The organism is Aequorivita sp. IT1183, assembly GCF_058068265.1.
Map to the genome: position 1 here is coordinate 152,746 of NZ_JBYRHS010000003.1, position 17,224 is coordinate 169,969.

15 protein-coding genes are annotated in these 17,224 nt (G+C 36.3%); 6 read left to right on the forward strand and 9 right to left on the reverse strand.

Annotated elements, in window-relative coordinates:
- Positions 1-16: 16 nt before the first annotated feature.
- Together AC3RVF_RS06340 and AC3RVF_RS06345 are read right to left on the reverse strand one after the other, a co-directional pair.
- On the reverse strand, positions 17-2,458 hold the full coding sequence (locus tag AC3RVF_RS06340) for a YfhO family protein (protein WP_489693009.1): 2,442 nt from the start codon (positions 2,456-2,458) through the stop codon (positions 17-19).
- 153 nt (positions 2,459-2,611) lie between these two features.
- Entirely contained in the window at positions 2,612-2,875 is a 264-nt protein-coding gene (locus AC3RVF_RS06345) for a DUF4834 family protein (RefSeq protein WP_489689779.1), read from the reverse strand.
- 107 nt (positions 2,876-2,982) lie between these two features.
- Between AC3RVF_RS06345 and AC3RVF_RS06350 the strand changes: the two genes are divergently transcribed.
- Positions 2,983-3,963 (forward strand): transporter, encoded by a 981-nt coding sequence (locus AC3RVF_RS06350; protein ID WP_489693010.1) that lies wholly within the window; start codon positions 2,983-2,985, stop codon positions 3,961-3,963.
- A gap of 8 nt (positions 3,964-3,971) precedes the next feature.
- Positions 3,972-5,090, forward strand: a complete 1,119-nt coding sequence (locus AC3RVF_RS06355) for a GTP cyclohydrolase (protein ID WP_489693011.1) — start codon at positions 3,972-3,974, stop codon at positions 5,088-5,090.
- Between the two features lie 66 nt (positions 5,091-5,156).
- On the opposite strand, the gene capB is transcribed toward AC3RVF_RS06355, so the two are convergent.
- From capB to AC3RVF_RS06370, 3 genes are all read right to left on the reverse strand, one after another.
- Positions 5,157-6,416, reverse strand: a complete 1,260-nt coding sequence (gene capB, locus AC3RVF_RS06360; protein WP_489689776.1) for a cysteate-C-fatty acyltransferase — start codon at positions 6,414-6,416, stop codon at positions 5,157-5,159.
- Positions 6,417-6,571: 155 nt separating this feature from the next.
- On the reverse strand, positions 6,572-7,609 hold the full coding sequence (capA, locus tag AC3RVF_RS06365) for a cysteate synthase (protein ID WP_489689775.1): 1,038 nt from the start codon (positions 7,607-7,609) through the stop codon (positions 6,572-6,574).
- 78 nt (positions 7,610-7,687) lie between these two features.
- Positions 7,688-9,823, reverse strand: a complete 2,136-nt coding sequence (locus tag AC3RVF_RS06370) for a S9 family peptidase (protein ID WP_489693012.1) — start codon at positions 9,821-9,823, stop codon at positions 7,688-7,690.
- Positions 9,824-9,972: 149 nt separating this feature from the next.
- On the opposite strand from AC3RVF_RS06370, the gene AC3RVF_RS06375 reads away from it, so the two are divergent.
- The gene (locus AC3RVF_RS06375; protein ID WP_489689773.1) at positions 9,973-10,296 is read left to right on the forward strand and encodes a YbaB/EbfC family nucleoid-associated protein; all 324 of its coding nucleotides are present in this window, start codon (positions 9,973-9,975) and stop codon (positions 10,294-10,296) included.
- A 100-nt stretch (positions 10,297-10,396) separates the two neighbouring features.
- Positions 10,397-10,714, forward strand: coding sequence for a YegP family protein (locus tag AC3RVF_RS06380; RefSeq protein WP_489689772.1), 318 nt, complete (start codon positions 10,397-10,399; stop codon positions 10,712-10,714).
- Positions 10,715-10,828: 114 nt separating this feature from the next.
- Here the strand turns inward: AC3RVF_RS06380 and pncA are convergent, their stop codons facing one another.
- From pncA to AC3RVF_RS06400, 4 genes are read right to left on the reverse strand one after another with little or no spacing between them, the layout of a single operon-like run.
- Entirely contained in the window at positions 10,829-11,434 is a 606-nt protein-coding gene (pncA, locus tag AC3RVF_RS06385) for a bifunctional nicotinamidase/pyrazinamidase (RefSeq protein WP_489693013.1), read from the reverse strand.
- Positions 11,435-11,437: 3 nt separating this feature from the next.
- Complete coding sequence (locus AC3RVF_RS06390) at positions 11,438-12,838, reverse strand: nicotinate phosphoribosyltransferase (protein WP_489693014.1); 1,401 nt, start codon at positions 12,836-12,838, stop codon at positions 11,438-11,440.
- Positions 12,839-12,848: 10 nt separating this feature from the next.
- Positions 12,849-13,874, reverse strand: coding sequence for a threonine aldolase family protein (locus AC3RVF_RS06395; protein ID WP_489693015.1), 1,026 nt, complete (start codon positions 13,872-13,874; stop codon positions 12,849-12,851).
- Between the two features lie 4 nt (positions 13,875-13,878).
- Entirely contained in the window at positions 13,879-14,508 is a 630-nt protein-coding gene (locus AC3RVF_RS06400) for a hypothetical protein (protein WP_489689768.1), read from the reverse strand.
- Between the two features lie 190 nt (positions 14,509-14,698).
- Here AC3RVF_RS06400 and prfB point away from each other — a divergent pair.
- Together prfB and AC3RVF_RS06410 are read left to right on the forward strand one after the other, a co-directional pair.
- Positions 14,699-15,806 (forward strand): peptide chain release factor 2 gene (gene prfB, locus AC3RVF_RS06405; RefSeq protein WP_489689767.1). Its coding sequence is split into 2 segments (ribosomal slippage): positions 14,699-14,761 and positions 14,763-15,806, totalling 1,107 coding nucleotides; the frame shifts between segments, so codons are not numbered across the junction.
- A 78-nt stretch (positions 15,807-15,884) separates the two neighbouring features.
- On the forward strand, positions 15,885-17,081 hold the full coding sequence (locus tag AC3RVF_RS06410) for a fibronectin type III domain-containing protein (protein ID WP_489693016.1): 1,197 nt from the start codon (positions 15,885-15,887) through the stop codon (positions 17,079-17,081).
- Positions 17,082-17,224: the final 143 nt, after the last annotated feature.

A 17,224-nucleotide genomic window follows, 5' to 3' on the forward strand; every position in this document is an offset into this window, starting at 1 on the left:
CTTCAAAACTTTATTGTTAATTTGATTTATTTACTTCTTTTTTCCGATAGGCCAAATACAAGCCGCCTAATAAAATAAGCAGAAAAATGATACTGCTCACTAACGAAATAGTGCTTCCGGTTTGGATTACTTTTGGTTCAAATTTAAATTCTATTTTATTGTTTCCCGGAGGAATTACCATTGCCCGCAGCAAATAATTCGCGCGGAAATATTCTGCAGGTTTACCATTTACGTAGGCATTCCAACCTTTTGGGTAATAAACTTCAGAAAAAATTACAAGTTGGTCAGTATCTGTAGAAGCTTCATAAACTATATGGTTAGGTTTATAACTAAATAGTTCAATTGTAGAAACCGTGTCTCTTTTAATTTGTTGCGTAGGTATTTTTGAAAGAAATTCTTTATTTATAACAGCGGTTTTTTTAGTATCCAAACTGTCTAAAAGTTGTATTTCTTCATTGGCGTTTTCAGCGGGAAGTACATTTTCAACAAACCAAGCATCACCATTTGCGTAGGGATTACGTTGCGCTACTGGCCCACCATTTTTGCTTTCCACAATTATATAGCGGACGTTCATCATATTCAGAATCCCAATATTTCCTTTTGAAATATAAAATTCAAATAAATCCTGCATTCTACCAGGCTTTGCCGCATGATACCCGCCTAAAGCATTGTGATAATAACTAGCGCGCCCACTGTTGAAAGCATTTATTGAGGCATCATAAACACGGTAATGGCCATCATCTTCCAAAATCTGCATGTCTGCTCCATTCTTCTGGAACGGTTCATCAACTACTCTTGCTTGCACGAAGTCGTCTTCGTTTACATATCTTCTGTCAACGCCCACTAAATCGACCAAAACCAAGACGCAAAGTGCGCCGATTGCAAATCCTTTTTTCAATGTTCCTTTTATGAAAAACCAAAGAACAGCTGCCGTTAAAAGCACAAATATCAATGAACGAAATGCATCGGAAGTGAAAAGCGACATTCTATCTTCGCGAATAGCTTCCAAGAATGGAAGCCCCATTTCATCTCTAAAATAGCTATCGTATGGGCTCGCAAAATCGAAAAGTGTAGATTTAAAAATTATGAAAATTAAAGTAAGTCCGCCAACGATTCCTGTTGAATAAAGCAGCGCTTTTTTCTTTTCATCTTCACGTTCAAATTTACTGAAAAACTGATGCAACCCAACAATAGCTAGGATTGGCAGAATCAATTCTATAATAACTTGTATTGAAGAAACCGCGCGGAATTTATTGTAAAGCGGCACATAATCAATAAAAAATTCTGTGAGTCCGCTGAAGTTTTTACCCCAAGAAAGTAGCAGGGTTAATACAAAACCAGTAACAATCCACCACTTCAATCTTCCACGAACTAAAAACAACGCCAAAACTGCGAGAAAAATAATAATTGCGCCAATATAAGCTGGTGCTCCTACAAATGATTGGTCTCCCCAATACATCGGAATTTGACTTAATACCTGATTTGCTTCTTGAGAAGAAGCGCCCATTCGCATTAAACTTTCAATAGTTTTTGAATCTTTTGGAAATGCTTCCGTAGAACTTCCTCCCATAAAACGGGGAATAAACAGGTTTAAACTTTCTAGTTTTCCGTAGCTATATTCAGTAATATAATCGAAATCGAGACCCGTTTTGTTGTCCTTCGGTGTATTATCGGCGTTTATCGTTAACTCCGTTTTGCCACGTGTGGAAGTGTCTGCGTATTCCTTTGTAGCCAAAATATTTGTGGCATTTAAACCTATAGAAATTATAACGGCAATTGCCATTATTCCCACTGCCTTAAAAAAATGTGGCAACATTTTCTTTTTGAAAGCATCAATTGCATAAACAATTCCGATGATTACTACCAAAAGCAACAAATAATACGTCATTTGGAAGTGGTTTGCTACGAGTTCCAATGCCAATGAAACGGTAAGTAATAAAAACCCCCAGAGATATTTTCCTCTAAATGTTAGTAAAATTCCACTTAAAACAAAGGGCATATAGGCTATTGCATGGGCTTTTGCGTTGTGGCCAATACCTAAAATAATAATTAAATACGTTGAAAAACCAAATGCTAAAGCGCCGAGAAAAGCTAATTTATAATCAACTTTAAGCACTAAAAAGAGAATATACATTCCTATAAAATAAAGGAACAAATAATCTGCCGGACGAGGCAGAAAACGAATGGCGAGATCTAAATCTTTTATGTAATTATTTGGATATTTTGCACCAAGTTGATACGTAGGCATTCCGCCGAAAGCTGCGTCAGTCCAATAGGTTTCTTCGCCTGTTGCCGCACGATAATCGTTTTGCTGTTTAGCCATTCCTGTGTATTGAACAATATCACTTTGGAATATTTTTTTGCCCTGTAAAACGGGGTTGAAATAGGCTAAAGATGCAATGATGAATAAAATGAAAACAACTAAATGAGGAAGAAACTTTTTATAGTTGGCGAGCATAATTTGGCTTATAAATTTGAAGTGGGGAAATTAGGGTTTTTTTTTGAAAGCAGAAACCAGTATTGAAGGTAAACACGAACCATGACGTTTAGATGCACAACAGATAGTGATTCAGAAAAGTCCTGTTTCACAAACGTGATTCAAACCGTCATTTTATTCTACCTCTTCATATTCCACATATTCTCCAACTTTTTTGCTGGTTCTGGAATTACCTGTAGGATTTTTATCGATTGTAATACTTCCCTCCTGTTCGCGTTTCGAATTCACGTTTGAATTGTTTCCGAAGAATTGCTCAAACTGCTGCCCAGCCTTTTTCGAAATATAGCGCATTAAGTAAGGGGTAGCCAGCCTAATAAGAAATTTAAGCGCAAAGTATACCAGAAGAACGATCAGTATCGTTTTTAGGAATGTCATCATATCTGTCAAAATTGTTTCCAAAAATAAGGATTGATGTATAAAAAGACGAATATTGACTATTAAATTAATGGTAAAATCTTATATCTTTGAACTAAACCCAACAATCCATGAACATCAAACTCCCCATATTAATTCTGCTCAGTTTTTTTGCCTTTTCAGAAGTTTCTGCACAGTATACCGAAATGATAAATCCGAACAGACCTGGTGGATCGCAAGGAGCATTTTCGGTAGGTACAAATATACTTCAGCTTGAATCTGGTTTCAGCTACGGAAAAGAAAAACACTCGCTCTTAAAAACTGAAACAGATGGTTGGAATATAGATTATTCCATTCGTTACGGTTTTTGGAAAGAACGTTTAGAGGTGAGCCTTATGGGTGAATTTCAATCAAACACAGTTACCGATAGTCGCTCTGCTGCAGTTTTGGAATACGATCTTTCTAATTTTACAAGCAACACTATTGGCGCCAAATATTTAATTTACGATCCATACAGAAAACGCGATTTAAAAGGCCCAAACTTATATAGTTGGAAAAAAAATAACAAAATTCAATTAGAAGATTTAATACCCGCAATTTCAATTTATGCGGGAGCTAATTTCGATTTTGCAGATAATCCATTTACGCCCGAACCAGAAAGTGTGCTAAGTCCAAAAGTTGTAATTTCTACCCAAAACAATTTTATTGGAGGGTGGGTTTTAGTAACCAATATATTCGCAGACCGCGTTACAACAGAGTTTCCAACCTACGGGTACATCGTAACCATAACGCACGCAACTAACCGCTATTTTTCAATATTTATTGAAAACCAAGGTTTTAAAAGCGATTTTTATGCAGATCAATTACTTCGTGGTGGCGCTGCAGCTTTGATTAACAATGATTTTCAAGTTGATCTTTCACTTACATATAGTTTAAAAGATACCCCGTCAAAGTTTTATGGTCGTCTTGGGCTGGCGTATCGATTTGATATGCACAGCAAAGATGAATATTTGGAAGACGATGCAAATAAAAAAGCTGACGAAAAGAAAGAGAAAAATAAAAAACAAGATCGCCAAGAAGAATTAGATTTAGACGATAACGGCAAACAATAACATTTTATATGATTACTGTAAAACAAACCTCCTCTAAAAGTGATCTCAAAAAATTTGTCACTTTTCCTTTTAAACTCTACAAAGACAGTAAGTATTGGGTTCCACCTTTAATTAAGGACGAAATGGAAACCTTAGATACTAACAAAAACCCTGTTTTTAAAAACGCCGAAGCTTGGTATTATTTGGCTTATAAAAATGATGAAATAGTTGGACGTATCGCCGTTATTATAAACCATTTAGAAGTAAACGATCAAGGAAAGAAAAAAATTCGTTTTGGCTGGCTGGATATGGTAGACGATATTGAAGTTACCAAAGCACTTCTGGAAAAAGCCTACGAAAAAGGTCGTGAACACAACTTACAGTACGCCGAAGGGCCAGTAGGTTTTAGTAATATGGAAAAAGCCGGTATTCTCACTATGGGTTTTGAAGAATTAAATACCATGATTACTTGGTACCACTTTCCGTATTACGCCGAGCATTTGGAAAAACTCGGTTACGAAAAACAAGCTACTTGGGTTGAATATACTTTGCAAATTCCGGATACCATTTTTGAAAAAGTATCTAAATTTTCAAGAATTATTCGTGAGCGCTACAAACTTTCAGTAATTCGTTTTAAGGATAAAAAGGAAATTTTGCCTTATGTGGATGATATGTTCGGGCTGCTAAACAAAACTTACAACACCCTACAAACATTCGTTCCTATTCAGCAATATCAAATTGATTATTATAAAGAGAAGTATTTCGGCTTTATTCACCCCGATTATATTTGTTGCATAAAAGATGAAACCGGAAAACTGATTGCTTTTTCCATTGTGATGCCATCGTTTTCAAAAGCACTGAAAAAAGCGAATGGTAAACTCTTTCCTTTAGGGTGGAGTCATATTTTAAGAGCACAGAAAAAGAACGATACCGCAGCCTTTTATTTAATAGGAATTGATCCTGAGTACCAAGGAAAAGGCGTAACCGCAATTATTTTTGAAGAAATGCAATATCTCTTCAATTCAAAAGGAATACACACCGTTGAAACTAATCCTGAATTAAAAGAAAACACTGCCGTGCAGTTGCTTTGGAAGGATTACAATCCAGTGCAGCATAAAGAGCGGAGTACGTTTAGGAAAGATATTTAATAAAAAAATCCACCTTAAAAAAGTGGATTTTTTTATATCGAGATTCCTGTCTTCACAGGAATTTTTTTATTCTCCCATCGCCTCTGCAACTGCAGCAGAAAGACGTTTGTATGTTCCATTCTCCAAACGTTCGCGGATAGATGAAAAAGCTTCTAAAGTCTCTTCAATGTCCTGCAAAGTGTGTGATGCCGTAGGAATCATTCTTAATAGAATTAATCCTTTCGGAATTACCGGATAAACAACAATTGAGCAGAAAATTCCGTGGTTTTCACGAAGATCTTTTACCAACGCCATTGCTTCTGGAATACTTCCTTTTAAATAAACTGGAGTAACACAGCTCTGCGTTGTTCCAAGATCAAAACCTTTTTTACGAAGTCCGCCTTGTAAAGCGTCTACATTTTCCCAAAGTTTAGCCTTAAGTTCTGGCATTGTACGAAGCATATCTAAACGCTTCAATGCTCCTTCAACTAAAACCATCTGCAACGATTTCGCAAACATTTGCGAACGCAGATTGTATTTAAGGTAATTCATAATTTCTTCGTCACCAGCAATAAAAGCGCCGGTGCTTGCCATCGATTTTGCAAAAGTTGCAAAATAAACGTCAATACCATCTTGCACTCCTTGTTCCTCGCCTGCTCCGGCTCCTGTTTTACCAAGAGTTCCAAAACCATGAGCATCATCTACGAAAAAGCGAAATTTATATTTTTCTTTAAGTGCGATAATTTCTTTCAATTTTCCTTGTTCACCGCGCATTCCGAAAACGCCTTCAGAAATAAGTAGAATTCCACCGCCAGTTTTTTCAGCAACCTTAGTAGCTCGCTGTAGGTTTTTTTCGATACTTTCCATATCGTTGTGTCTGTAAGTGAAGCGTTGCCCTAGGTGAAGACGAACCCCGTCAATAATACAGGCGTGTGCATCAACATCATAAACAATTACGTCATCTTTTGAAACCAACGCGTCTATTGTAGAAACCATTCCTTGGTATCCAAAATTTAAAAGATACGCCGCTTCTTTGCTCACAAAGGCAGCAAGTTCGCGCTGCAATTGTTCGTGTAGATCTGTGTGGCCACTCATCATTCGAGCACCCATTGGGTAAGCAGATCCCCACTTTGCAGCTGCTTCGGCATCTGCTTTTCTAACTTCGGGATGGTTGGCAAGCCCTAAATAATCATTGATACTCCAAGTGATTACTTCCTTTCCCTTAAATTTCATTTTATTAGAGATTGGACCTTCCAGTTTTGGGAAAACAAAATAGCCTTCCGCTTGTTCAGCCCATTTCCCTAACGGACCTTTATCTTTGTAGATTTTATCGAATAAATCTTTCATTAAGTTTTTTGTTAAAATAGAGGACAAAATTAATTAAATTATCATTAGATTCTAGATTTTGGGCATGAGATTTTAAGTTATCGTATTTAATCACAATAAAAAATCCCGAAAACACAGTGCTTTCGGGATTTACAATAATATTATCAATTAATATCTCATTTTATATACTCGATCTTATGAATTTCAGCAGTTTCAGAATCAAAGAAACCTTGCTGGTTCATCCAGTCGTCATTGTAAATTTTACTCATATATCTTGAGCCGTGATCAGGAAAAATAACTACAATATTACTGTCTTCATTAAATTCTCCTTCTTCTTCAAGTTGTTTTAAACCTTGCATTGCAGCACCACTGGTATAACCCACAAATAGACCTTCAGTTTTAGCAAGCTCGCGCGCAGTGTGTGCGCTGCTTTCATCTGTTACTTTTTCAAACTTGTCAATTATATTAAAATCTGTTGCCGTTGGAATCAAATTTTTACCCAAACCTTCAATTCTGTATGGATAGATTTCATTGGAATCAAATTCTTTTGTTTGGTGGTATTTTTGAAGCACAGAGCCATAAGCGTCAATTCCTATAACTTTTATGTTTGGATTTTGTTCTTTTAGGAAACGTGCAGTTCCAGAAATAGTTCCTCCCGTTCCACTGCAAGCTACCAAATGCGTGATTTGTCCCGCAGTCTGCTCCCAAATTTCGGGACCAGTAGATAGGTAATGTGCATCAATGTTCAATTCGTTAAAATATTGATTGATGTAAACCGAACCTTTTATTTCGCTGTGAAGTTTTTTTGCAACTTCGTAATACGAGCGCGGATCGTCTGCACTAACATTTGCTGGACAAACATAAACCTTAGCGCCCATGGTTTTCAGCATATCAATTTTATCTGCCGAAGACTTTGAACTTACAGCCAAAATACATTCGTAACCTTTAATAATGCTGACCATAGCAATACTGAAACCTGTGTTACCACTGGTGGTTTCTATAATGGTGTCGCCTGGTTTTAAGATTCCTTTTCTTTCAGCTTCTTCAATAATATAAAGAGCTATTCTGTCTTTTGTAGAATGCCCCGGGTTGAACGCTTCAACTTTTGCAAAGTAATTACCCTTCATCTTGTGGGTAATTTTAGCAAGCTTAATCAACGGTGTGTTGCCTATAAGTGCCAACACATTATTGTGGGCTTTTATTTCTTCTTTCATAAAGAGGTAGTTCGTTATAAAAAATACTCAGTTTTCAACCGAATTTTTCAACCGGACAAAGATAATGAAATATTTTTATTAGTCCTTGATTCCTTCCAAATCCAATATAAACGCATAATCCATCGCAACTTCCTTCAACGCTTCAAAACGTCCAGAAGCCCCGCCATGACCAGCATCCATATTAGTTTGGAGTAATAATATATTTTTGTCTTTTTTCAATTCACGCATCTTTGCAACCCATTTTGCAGGTTCCCAATATTGCACTTGACTGTCGTGTAGGCCTGTGGTAACAAGCATATTTGGGTAAGATTTCGCTTCCACATTATCGTATGGTGAATAACTTTTTATATAATTGTAGTATTCCACCATATTTGGGTTACCCCATTCGTCATATTCACCAGTTGTAAGCGGAATTGAATCGTCTAACATGGTAGTAACAACATCTACAAACGGAACAGAAGCTATAACTCCGTTATACAATTCGGGAGCCATATTTACGATTGCACCCATCAAAAGACCACCAGCAGATCCGCCTGAAGCGTATAAATGTTTTGGCGATGTGTAACCTTGGTCGATTAAATATTTTGAAGCATCTATAAAATCAGTAAAGGTATTTTTCTTTTTCAGCAGTTTTCCATCTTCGTACCATTGTCTTCCCATATACTCGCCTCCGCGAACGTGAGCAATTGCGAAAATAAATCCACGATCTAAAAGACTTAAACGCACCGTTGAAAAGTAAGGATCGATTGTGGCGCCGTACGAACCATATCCATAAATAAGCAACGGATTAGTACCATCTTTTTTAATGCCTTTTCTATAAATTACAGACATTGGTATTTTTGTTCCATCGGCGGCTGTTGCCCATAAACGTTCAGTTTCGTAATTGTTCTTATCGAATTTTCCACCCAAAACTTCAGTTTCTTTTAAAACTGTTTTCTCTTTGGTGTCCATATTGAAATCAATTACAGAAGCCGGCGTGTTTAATGAATTGTATCCGTAACGAAGAATTTTGGTGTCAAATTCTGGGTTTTGCGTTGGGAAAGCGGTGTAAGTTTCATTATCAAATGGAAGGTAATAATCTTCACTTCCCTCCCACTTCTTAATCCGAATTTTTGTTAGTCCGTTATTTCGCTCACTAACAACTAAGTAATCTTTAAAAATGTCAATATCTTCCAAAAGCACGTCACTTCTGTGCGCAATCATATCTACCCAATTTTCTTTGGAAGTATTGGCTTCCGAAGTTGTCATCAATTTAAAATTGAGCGCTTTGTCTTTGTTGGTCAGTACGTACCAGCTATTTCCGAAATGCGAAATATTATATTCTAAACCTCTTTCGCGCTGCTGAAAAATTTTAAATTCGCCTGTTGGATTATTAGCATCCAGAACCCGATATTCTGAAGTAAGTGTGCTATACGAACCAATTACAATATATTTTTTAGATTTTGTTTTGTAAACATACGTTCCAAAAGTATCGTCAGTTTCAGTGTAAACCAGTTCGTCTGTAATTGGATCTGTGCCTAAAGTATGACGAAAAATTCTGTCTGCGCGCAGGGTTTTATCGTCCTTTCGAGTGTAAAAAAGCGTTTTATTGTCGCTGCCCCAAGTTGCACTCCCCGTGGTAAGCGGAATACGTTCTGTGTAGATTTCGCCAGTCTCAAGGTTTTTAATGTAAATATCATATTTTCTTCGGCTCAAAGTATCTACACCGTAAGAAATAAGTTTGTTGTCTTCAGAAACATTTAAGCCCGCAAGATTATAATAAGAGTAATCTTTCGCCATTTCGTTAACGTCAAAAAGAACTTCTTCTTTTGCATCCAACGAACCTTTTTTACGAGTATAAATTGGGTAGTCTTTACCAGTTTCGTAACGGGTTATGTAGTAATAACCGTTCAATTTGTAAGGAACAGACTGATCATCTTCTTTTATGCGCGCTTTCATTTCATCAAAAAGATCATCCTTAAACTTTTTGGTGTGCGCAGTCATCGTTTCGTAATAGGTATTCTCTTCATTTAAATAATCTATTACTTTTTTATTTTCAGGATCGTTAAGCCAGTAATAATCATCTATTCTAACATCGCCGTGTTTTTCAAGACTCTTTGATATTTTTTCGGCTTTCGGGGGAGTAATTTTCATATTTTTTGTTGAAGTTTCTTGCGCGTGTATTGAAGTCGCAAAAATAAGGGAAGCAATTGAAAGGAAGGCTAATTTTTTCATCTGTAAATAATATTTGTTAAACAAGAGGTTAAAGGCCTTTCTCACAATGAATGAATTGATTGAAAATTTTGAATAGGCATTTCATCATTGTAAGCTTGTTGAATAGTGTTACAAATTAGTAAATTTGCAGCAAACTAAAACTAAAAAATATGTTTGGAGATTTAATGGGAATGATGGGCAAATTAAAAGAAACCCAGAAAAAAGTAGAAGAAACCAAAAAACGATTAGACACAGTGCTTATTGACGAAGAAAGTAGCGACGGACTTCTAAAAGTAACACTCACTGCGAACCGAAAAATAAAAACCATCGAAATAGCAGACAGCTTGCTGGAGGATAAAGAACAGCTGGAAGATTATTTAATTTTAACGCTGAATAAGGCCATAGACAAAGCCACAAATGTAAATGAAGCCGAAATCGCAGCGGTTGCAAAAGATGGAATGCCGAACATTCCTGGAATGGATATGTTAAAGTAAATCACTTTAAATTTATTATAAATTGTAAATGTGATTTTTGAAACCCCTACTTTTTCACGATATTTAGGTCAGAATTATAAAATAATCTAAAACCTTATTTATGTTTGAATTAAAAAAGAGCGGTGATAAATTTCACTTTGTGTTAAAAGCCTCTAACGGACAAGTAATTTTAACCAGCCAGATGTACGCTACAAAAGCTTCTGCAATGAACGGTATTGAGTCTGTTCAGAAAAATTGTGGGAAAGATGATAGCTTTGAAATGAAAACCGCTAAAAACGGAAAAATCCATTTCAACGTTAAAGCGAGCAACGGTCAAATTATTGGAAGTAGCCAAATGTATGCTGCCGAAAGTGGTGCCAAAAACGGAATTGAATCTGTGCGCAAAAATGCTCCAGGGGCATCTGTAAAAGAGGTTTAATACAAACCTCTCAAATACTTTAACTGCAAATTCACGAATTATCTTTTCAAATTAATTCGTGAATTTGCAGTTTTTTTTATTTCAAAAACATTACAGAATTGATTAAAGTTTACATCAAATTTCCTTAGACGAAATAATCTGAATTCCGTTGTAAACCATTTTCTCTTTCAATTTTTTGAAACCTTCAATATCCAATGCTTTTGAAGCATCTTCAATAAAAAAGCAGGCAAAACCTTCCTTAAAGGCATCTAAAATGGAATAGTAAACACAGATATCTGCAGCCAGTCCGCAAAAATAAAGTTGCGAGGTGCCCTTCTCTTTTAAGTAGCCAGCAAGCCCTGTAGATTTTAAATGTCCATTGTCATAAAAAGCGCTGTAACTGTCCATACTTGGGTCTGTACCTTTACGGAATATTGCCTCCCAACAAGCAGTCTCAAGTTTCGGGTGAAAAAGCGTTCCATCAGTATTTTGAACGCAGTGGTCGGGCCATAAAGTCTGCGATTTCCCCTCAATTTCAATAGTGTCGAAAACCGATTTCCCTGGATGGTTTGAAGCAAAGCTGATATGATTTTGCGGATGCCAATCTTGAGAAGCTACAACCAAATCGAATTTAGACTGCATAGAATTAATTACTGAAACTATTTCCTCGCCATTGGGCACGGGAAGCGAGCCGCCGGGCATAAAATCGTTTTGTGCATCTACAACTATCAGTGTCTTCATTAATTAAAATTTATGTTCCGAAACTAAACGATCTCGAACGTTTTTCAGGTTTGGGCTCAAACCAATTTTATAAATATGAGGGTTTTGAAAACGTTTATATTCGTCCGGCAAAAGCGCCAAACGAGCTTTGGTATATTTCGCAATTTCAGCAACCGTTTTCTTTTCAATAGTGCTTTTTCCATTGCGCATCACTTCATTTAAAAGTGCTTCACGGTCAAAGTTCTGAAGTTCCATACTTTTATTAGAATCAAAAGGATGGAGCATCTTTGCTATTTTTTCTTCCGAAGAAAGGCCAATTACATCTGCACCGTAAAACATTCCATTCTGGTCAATCATTCTATAAACCTGCTTTTTGGAAGGAAGCGATACTTTAATAATGTTCTCTGAAAGTTTAATGCGGGGATCGCCGTTGTATTCCGACAGTTTATACACGCCGTCTAAGGCGGCATCGGGTTTGCCGGTTACTAGGTTGGTGCCAACACCAAAAATATCTATAGGTGCTTTTTGCTCGTTCAAACTCTTTATTACATATTCATCCAACTGATTTGAAGCTACAATCCTAACATATTCCAAACCTGCATCGTCAAGTAAGTTGCGGGTTTTCTTCGCCAAATAGGATAAATCGCCACTGTCTAATCGCACACCGTACAATTTTTCGCCTCTCTTTTCCATTTCTTTGGCTACCGTAATAGCGTTCGGGATTCCACTTTTTAAAGTGTTGTAAGTGTCAACTAAAAGCACACAATTTTTTGAACGTATTTGTGCAAAATCGCGGAATGCTTCCAATTCATCGCCATAACTTTGAATAAATGAATGCGCCATCGTTCCCGAAGCCGAAATATTGAAATCTTCAGCCGCTTTAACATTGCTTGTACTATCAATTCCGCCAATTGCAGCGGCTCGTGAAGCAAAATAACCGCCAGTTGCGTGCGCTCGCCGTAACCCCATATCGAGCAAGATTTTATTTCCAGCACTATGCCGAATACGACTCGCTTTTGTTGCAATAAGCGTTTGAAAGTTTAGCATATTTAGCAAAACGGTTTCCACAATTTGCACTTCCATAATATTTCCTTCTACTTGAAGGATGGGCATATTCGGAAAAACAACATCACCTTCGGCATTAGAAAGGATAGTTCCACGAAAACGGAAATCTTGTAGGTATTCTAAAAAATCTGCTTCAAAATCGTGACGCTTTAAGTAAGCAATATCTTCTTTTTTGAAGCGCAAATTTTCTAGAATCTCGAGAATATTTCCCAAACCGGCAAAAATGGTGTAACCACCGCCAAATGGATTATTTCTGAAATAATAGTCGAAAACGGCTGTACTATTAGGCTTCGTTTTAAAGTAAACCTGAGCCATCGTTAATTGATACAAATCTGTATATGATGCTGAAATATCGAGCATAAAGAAAATTCTATTGTGAATAATTATTCAGCACTTGTAAAAAGGTTTTGTGCATTTGGTCTGTATAATCTAAATGGGTTACAACCCGCAATTTTCCCTGCCCCATCGAACTTATCTTAATGTTTTTCTGAAGTAAATCCTTCATAAATTTTTCTTCGGAAATATCTTCTGAAAGATAAAATATTACAATATTAGTTTCTGTTGGTTCAACCTTTTTTATGTAAGATAGTTTTGAAATATTTTCAGAAATTTCAGCAGCTTTTTTATGATCTTCAGCCAAGCGATCTAAATGATTATCTAAAGCATAAATACCTGCTGCCGCCATAAAACCTATCTGCCGCATCCCGCCGCCCAATACTTTGCGAACGCGCATGGCTTTTTTCATTATATCTTTTTTCCCAAGTAAAACGCTTCCCATTGGCGTACCCAAACCTTTGCTCAGGCAGACCGAAATGGTATCAAAAACTTTTCCGTATTGTTTTGGGTCTTCGTTTTTTGCAATTAGCGCATTCCAAATTCGCGCGCCATCAAGATGAAGTCCTAAGCCGTGTGTGTCGCATACTTTTCTAATCTTTTCAATTTCAGAAAAATCATAACAAGCACCGCCGCCTTTGTTGGTGGTATTTTCTAAACAAACCAGAGTAGTAAGCGGACTGTGGTAAAAGTCTGGTGGGTTTATATTTTCCTCCACTGCTTGTGCCGTTATCATTCCTCGGTCGCCGTCTAAAAGTTTACACGAAACACCGCTGTTAAATGAAACTCCACCACCTTCGTAGTTGTAAACATGGGCCCATTTATCGGCAATTAATTGTTCGCCCGGTTGGGTATGCATTTTTATAGAGGCTTGGTTTGCCATGCTTCCCGTTGGGAAAAACAGTGCGGCATCCATGCCAAACATTTCTGCAAGTTTTTGTTCTAATTTATTTACTGTTGGGTCTTCTTTATATACGTCATCGCCAACTTCAGCAGTCATAATAGCCTGCATCATTTTTGGAGTAGGTTTGGTTACCGTGTCGCTTCTTAAATCTATAATCATTCTTTTAATTTTCTCTATAAAATTTACCGTTCTCGTCAAAACTTTTAATCATTTCTGAAATTAGATTATCAAGTTTTATTAATTCTAACGAGTTGTTATGGTCGGCATTAACATTTTTAAATTTTGATTCGTTTGTTAAATCAAATTCCTTAAACTTTTTTTCGAATACTTTTCCTTCCAAAACAAATTTGTATTCCTTGTGGCAGGATTTTACAGACATATTCCCAAATGCATCATCATCTACTTGTGCACTTTTAAATGGTTTTACTTCTTCTCTTTTTAAAGCTTCTTTTTCATTAAGCACCTTCACAATTGTTTTGTGTCTAACTATACTCATAGGTCTAAAACTTCCGCAGTTATCAAATTTTTGAATTTTTAAAACGGTATCACTTTCTTTCCAAATAACATAAGTAGAATAATACGTACTGCTCGATGTACACATTTTTCCATCGGGCATAGTAAAAATCATGACATTACCATCGCAATAATCTTTTCTGGAAAAATATTCAGGGTTTTGCTGTAATTCGAGCTCTGCGAATTTTTGAGCTACTAAGGAGTTTACATAGGCTTCGTCGTTTTGGGCGACAGCCATAGTGGAAATTATTAATGCGAAAAAAAACAATATATTTTTCATGACAATAGAGTTTAAATGGGTTAGCGACTATTTAGAATACAAATTCTAAGAAAGTATAAAATTAGCCGAAAAAATTATTCTTCTCACTAAGTTAATTCTATTTTTGTGATCGAAACATTTTGGAAACCTATTTTCAAGCTATTTATATTGAAAATACATCGAAAAATACCCGATTTCTCGGAACAAAAATATGACCACAACAGACCAAATTAAAGACCTTAAGGTGCGGCTAGATGCCTTGAGGCGCTATCTTTGACATTGCTGGCAAAAGCATAGAGATTACTAACGACGAAGAAAAAACTTTCGATCCTAATTTTTGGAATAACCCACGAGAAGCCGAAGCCTTTATGAAGGTTTTACGAACTAAAAAGAAATGGGTTACCGACTACGAAGCTGCAAAAACGCTTACCGAAGAAACTGAAATTTTTCTGGAATTTTATAAAGAAGGCGAAGGAAAAGCTGAAAATGTAGACGCTACTTTTGAAAAAGCAGAAGCCGCAATTGAGTCTATTGAATTTCGGAATATGCTTGGCCAAGAAGGCGATGATATGAGCGCCGTGCTTCAAATTACAGCGGGTGCCGGCGGAACGGAAAGTTGCGATTGGGCAGAAATGCTAATGCGCATGTACCTAATGTGGGCGCAGAAAAATAATTACAAAGTAAAGGAACTCAACTTTCAGGCTGGCGATGTTGCAGGAGTTAAAACTGTAACTATAGAAATTGAGGGTGAATTCGCTTTTGGGTGGCTAAAAAGTGAAAATGGCGTACACCGCTTGGTGCGTATTTCGCCATTTGATAGCAATGCGAAACGACATACAAGTTTTGCGAGTGTTTATGTATATCCGTTAGTTGATGATACCATCGAAATTGATATTAACCCAGCTGATATTTCTTGGGAATTTGCCCGAAGTAGCGGCGCTGGGGGACAAAACGTAAACAAGGTAGAAACAAAAGCTATCCTTACCCACCACCCATCCGGAATTATTATTCATAATAGTGAAACACGGAGCCAATTAGACAATCGCGAAAAAGCAATGCAAATGTTGAAATCGCAATTGTATGAAATTGAACTTCGCAAACAATTAGCCCAACGTGCCGAAATTGAAGATAGCAAAATGGCTATTGAGTGGGGTTCGCAAATTCGTAATTACGTTTTGCACCCTTATAAACTAGTGAAAGACGTGCGTACCGGCCACGAAACCGGAAATACAGACGCAATGCTCGATGGCGAAATTGATGGGTTTTTGAAAGCTTATTTAATGATGAGTGGGCAGAAAGAGAAATCGGATGAGCTTTAAGAAAAAGTGTGTAGTCTTCAGCTGCAGTGAACAGTTCAGTAATTTAAGAATAGATTATTTTTTTAAACCTAAAAATTTATGAAAACAAAAATACTTTCAGTTTTATTCATTGCCCTCAACTGTTTAAGCTGTAGCAAAGACAGTAGCGATGAGGAAAATATATCTTTTATATTTCAAGTAGAAGTTCAAAATGTTACAGATAGGTCTGCAACAATAACATGGACCGCACCTGAAGGCTCAAATATATCTTACAAAATATATCTTAATAATGAATTGACTGAGGACAACTTTGCGCAAACAGCATATACATATACCGGACTTGTAGCTGATACTTCTTACAATGGTAAAATTACTGCCACAAATGGTAGCCAAACGGCAACAGTAAATTTTTCATTTAATACAAATGTTTATACCGCAAATGTTTATGAAAACAGTATTTTTTTAAATACCCAGGAAGCTGTAAATGAATTTGGTTCTCATCACTATAATGAAATTCGTTACAATTTAACGCTTCACGGATTTGAGATTTACGATTTAACTCCGCTGAATGACTTAAAAAAGGTTTATGGTGAAGTTAAAATTGGTCATACAACGGCCCAAACTCTTGAGGGATTAGAGAATTTGGAATTTATTGGGCAATCTTTGGAAATATATTACAATCACGAACTACTAAATCTAAATCCATTGGAGGGACTTACCCATATTGGAGGTGATTTAATATTTTATTCAAATTCTATTTTGGAAGATATAGATGGACTTCACAATGTATCAAACTTTACGGGTGGACTACAAATTGAGGGTTCAAAAATTGTAGAATTAAATATTCTAAATGATGCCACAAGGCTTAAAAATCTATATTTTGGTTTTAACACTGAGTTAAGATCAATAAATGGTTTACAGAACGTTACAACAATTGATGAATTTCTGGATATTGATTATAATGAAAATATAGAAAGTCTAGAAGTTTTGAGTTCGCTAACAACTGTAGGAACTTATGCACTAATTAGCTCTTCAAAAATTTCCAGAATGGGACTAACAAGCTTAATTTCTGTAGGTGAAGACCTTAGAATATACGTAAACCCAAATCTTATTAACCTTAATGATTTGGCTAATTTAACAAGTTTTGGAGGTTTAAACATTGGAGGCAATAATTCATTGGCTGATTTTTGTGGAATTTCTGCGGCAGTTATCAATATGAATATTTCGGGAGATATTTTTAATAATCAATATAACCCAACACTTGATGATTTCTTAAACGGAGAATGCAGCCTTTAAAAAAACAAAGGGAACAAGATTTAAATCTAAGTTCCCTTTGCAAATCATATTCCTTCAACTGGCATTATCCTATTGGAAGTTTTACGGGTTTATTCTCAGCTGTTTAAACTTAAGCACCCCGATATGATAGTTTTATAAATGTA

Bases quoted from the DNA above. Each gene is read 5' to 3' on its own strand.
- AC3RVF_RS06340 (WP_489693009.1), bottom strand. From the start codon at position 2,458: ATGCTCGCCAACTATAAAAAGTTTCTTCCTCATTTAGTTGTTTTCATT.
- AC3RVF_RS06345 (WP_489689779.1), bottom strand. From the start codon at position 2,875: ATGATGACATTCCTAAAAACGATACTGATCGTTCTTCTGGTATACTTT.
- AC3RVF_RS06350 (WP_489693010.1), top strand. From the start codon at position 2,983: ATGAACATCAAACTCCCCATATTAATTCTGCTCAGTTTTTTTGCCTTT.
- AC3RVF_RS06355 (WP_489693011.1), top strand. From the start codon at position 3,972: ATGATTACTGTAAAACAAACCTCCTCTAAAAGTGATCTCAAAAAATTT.
- capB (WP_489689776.1), bottom strand. From the start codon at position 6,416: ATGAAAGATTTATTCGATAAAATCTACAAAGATAAAGGTCCGTTAGGG.
- capA (WP_489689775.1), bottom strand. From the start codon at position 7,609: ATGAAAGAAGAAATAAAAGCCCACAATAATGTGTTGGCACTTATAGGC.
- AC3RVF_RS06370 (WP_489693012.1), bottom strand. From the start codon at position 9,823: ATGAAAAAATTAGCCTTCCTTTCAATTGCTTCCCTTATTTTTGCGACT.
- AC3RVF_RS06375 (WP_489689773.1), top strand. From the start codon at position 9,973: ATGTTTGGAGATTTAATGGGAATGATGGGCAAATTAAAAGAAACCCAG.
- AC3RVF_RS06380 (WP_489689772.1), top strand. From the start codon at position 10,397: ATGTTTGAATTAAAAAAGAGCGGTGATAAATTTCACTTTGTGTTAAAA.
- pncA (WP_489693013.1), bottom strand. From the start codon at position 11,434: ATGAAGACACTGATAGTTGTAGATGCACAAAACGATTTTATGCCCGGC.
- AC3RVF_RS06390 (WP_489693014.1), bottom strand. From the start codon at position 12,838: ATGCTCGATATTTCAGCATCATATACAGATTTGTATCAATTAACGATG.
- AC3RVF_RS06395 (WP_489693015.1), bottom strand. From the start codon at position 13,874: ATGATTATAGATTTAAGAAGCGACACGGTAACCAAACCTACTCCAAAA.
- AC3RVF_RS06400 (WP_489689768.1), bottom strand. From the start codon at position 14,508: ATGAAAAATATATTGTTTTTTTTCGCATTAATAATTTCCACTATGGCT.
- AC3RVF_RS06410 (WP_489693016.1), top strand. From the start codon at position 15,885: ATGAAAACAAAAATACTTTCAGTTTTATTCATTGCCCTCAACTGTTTA.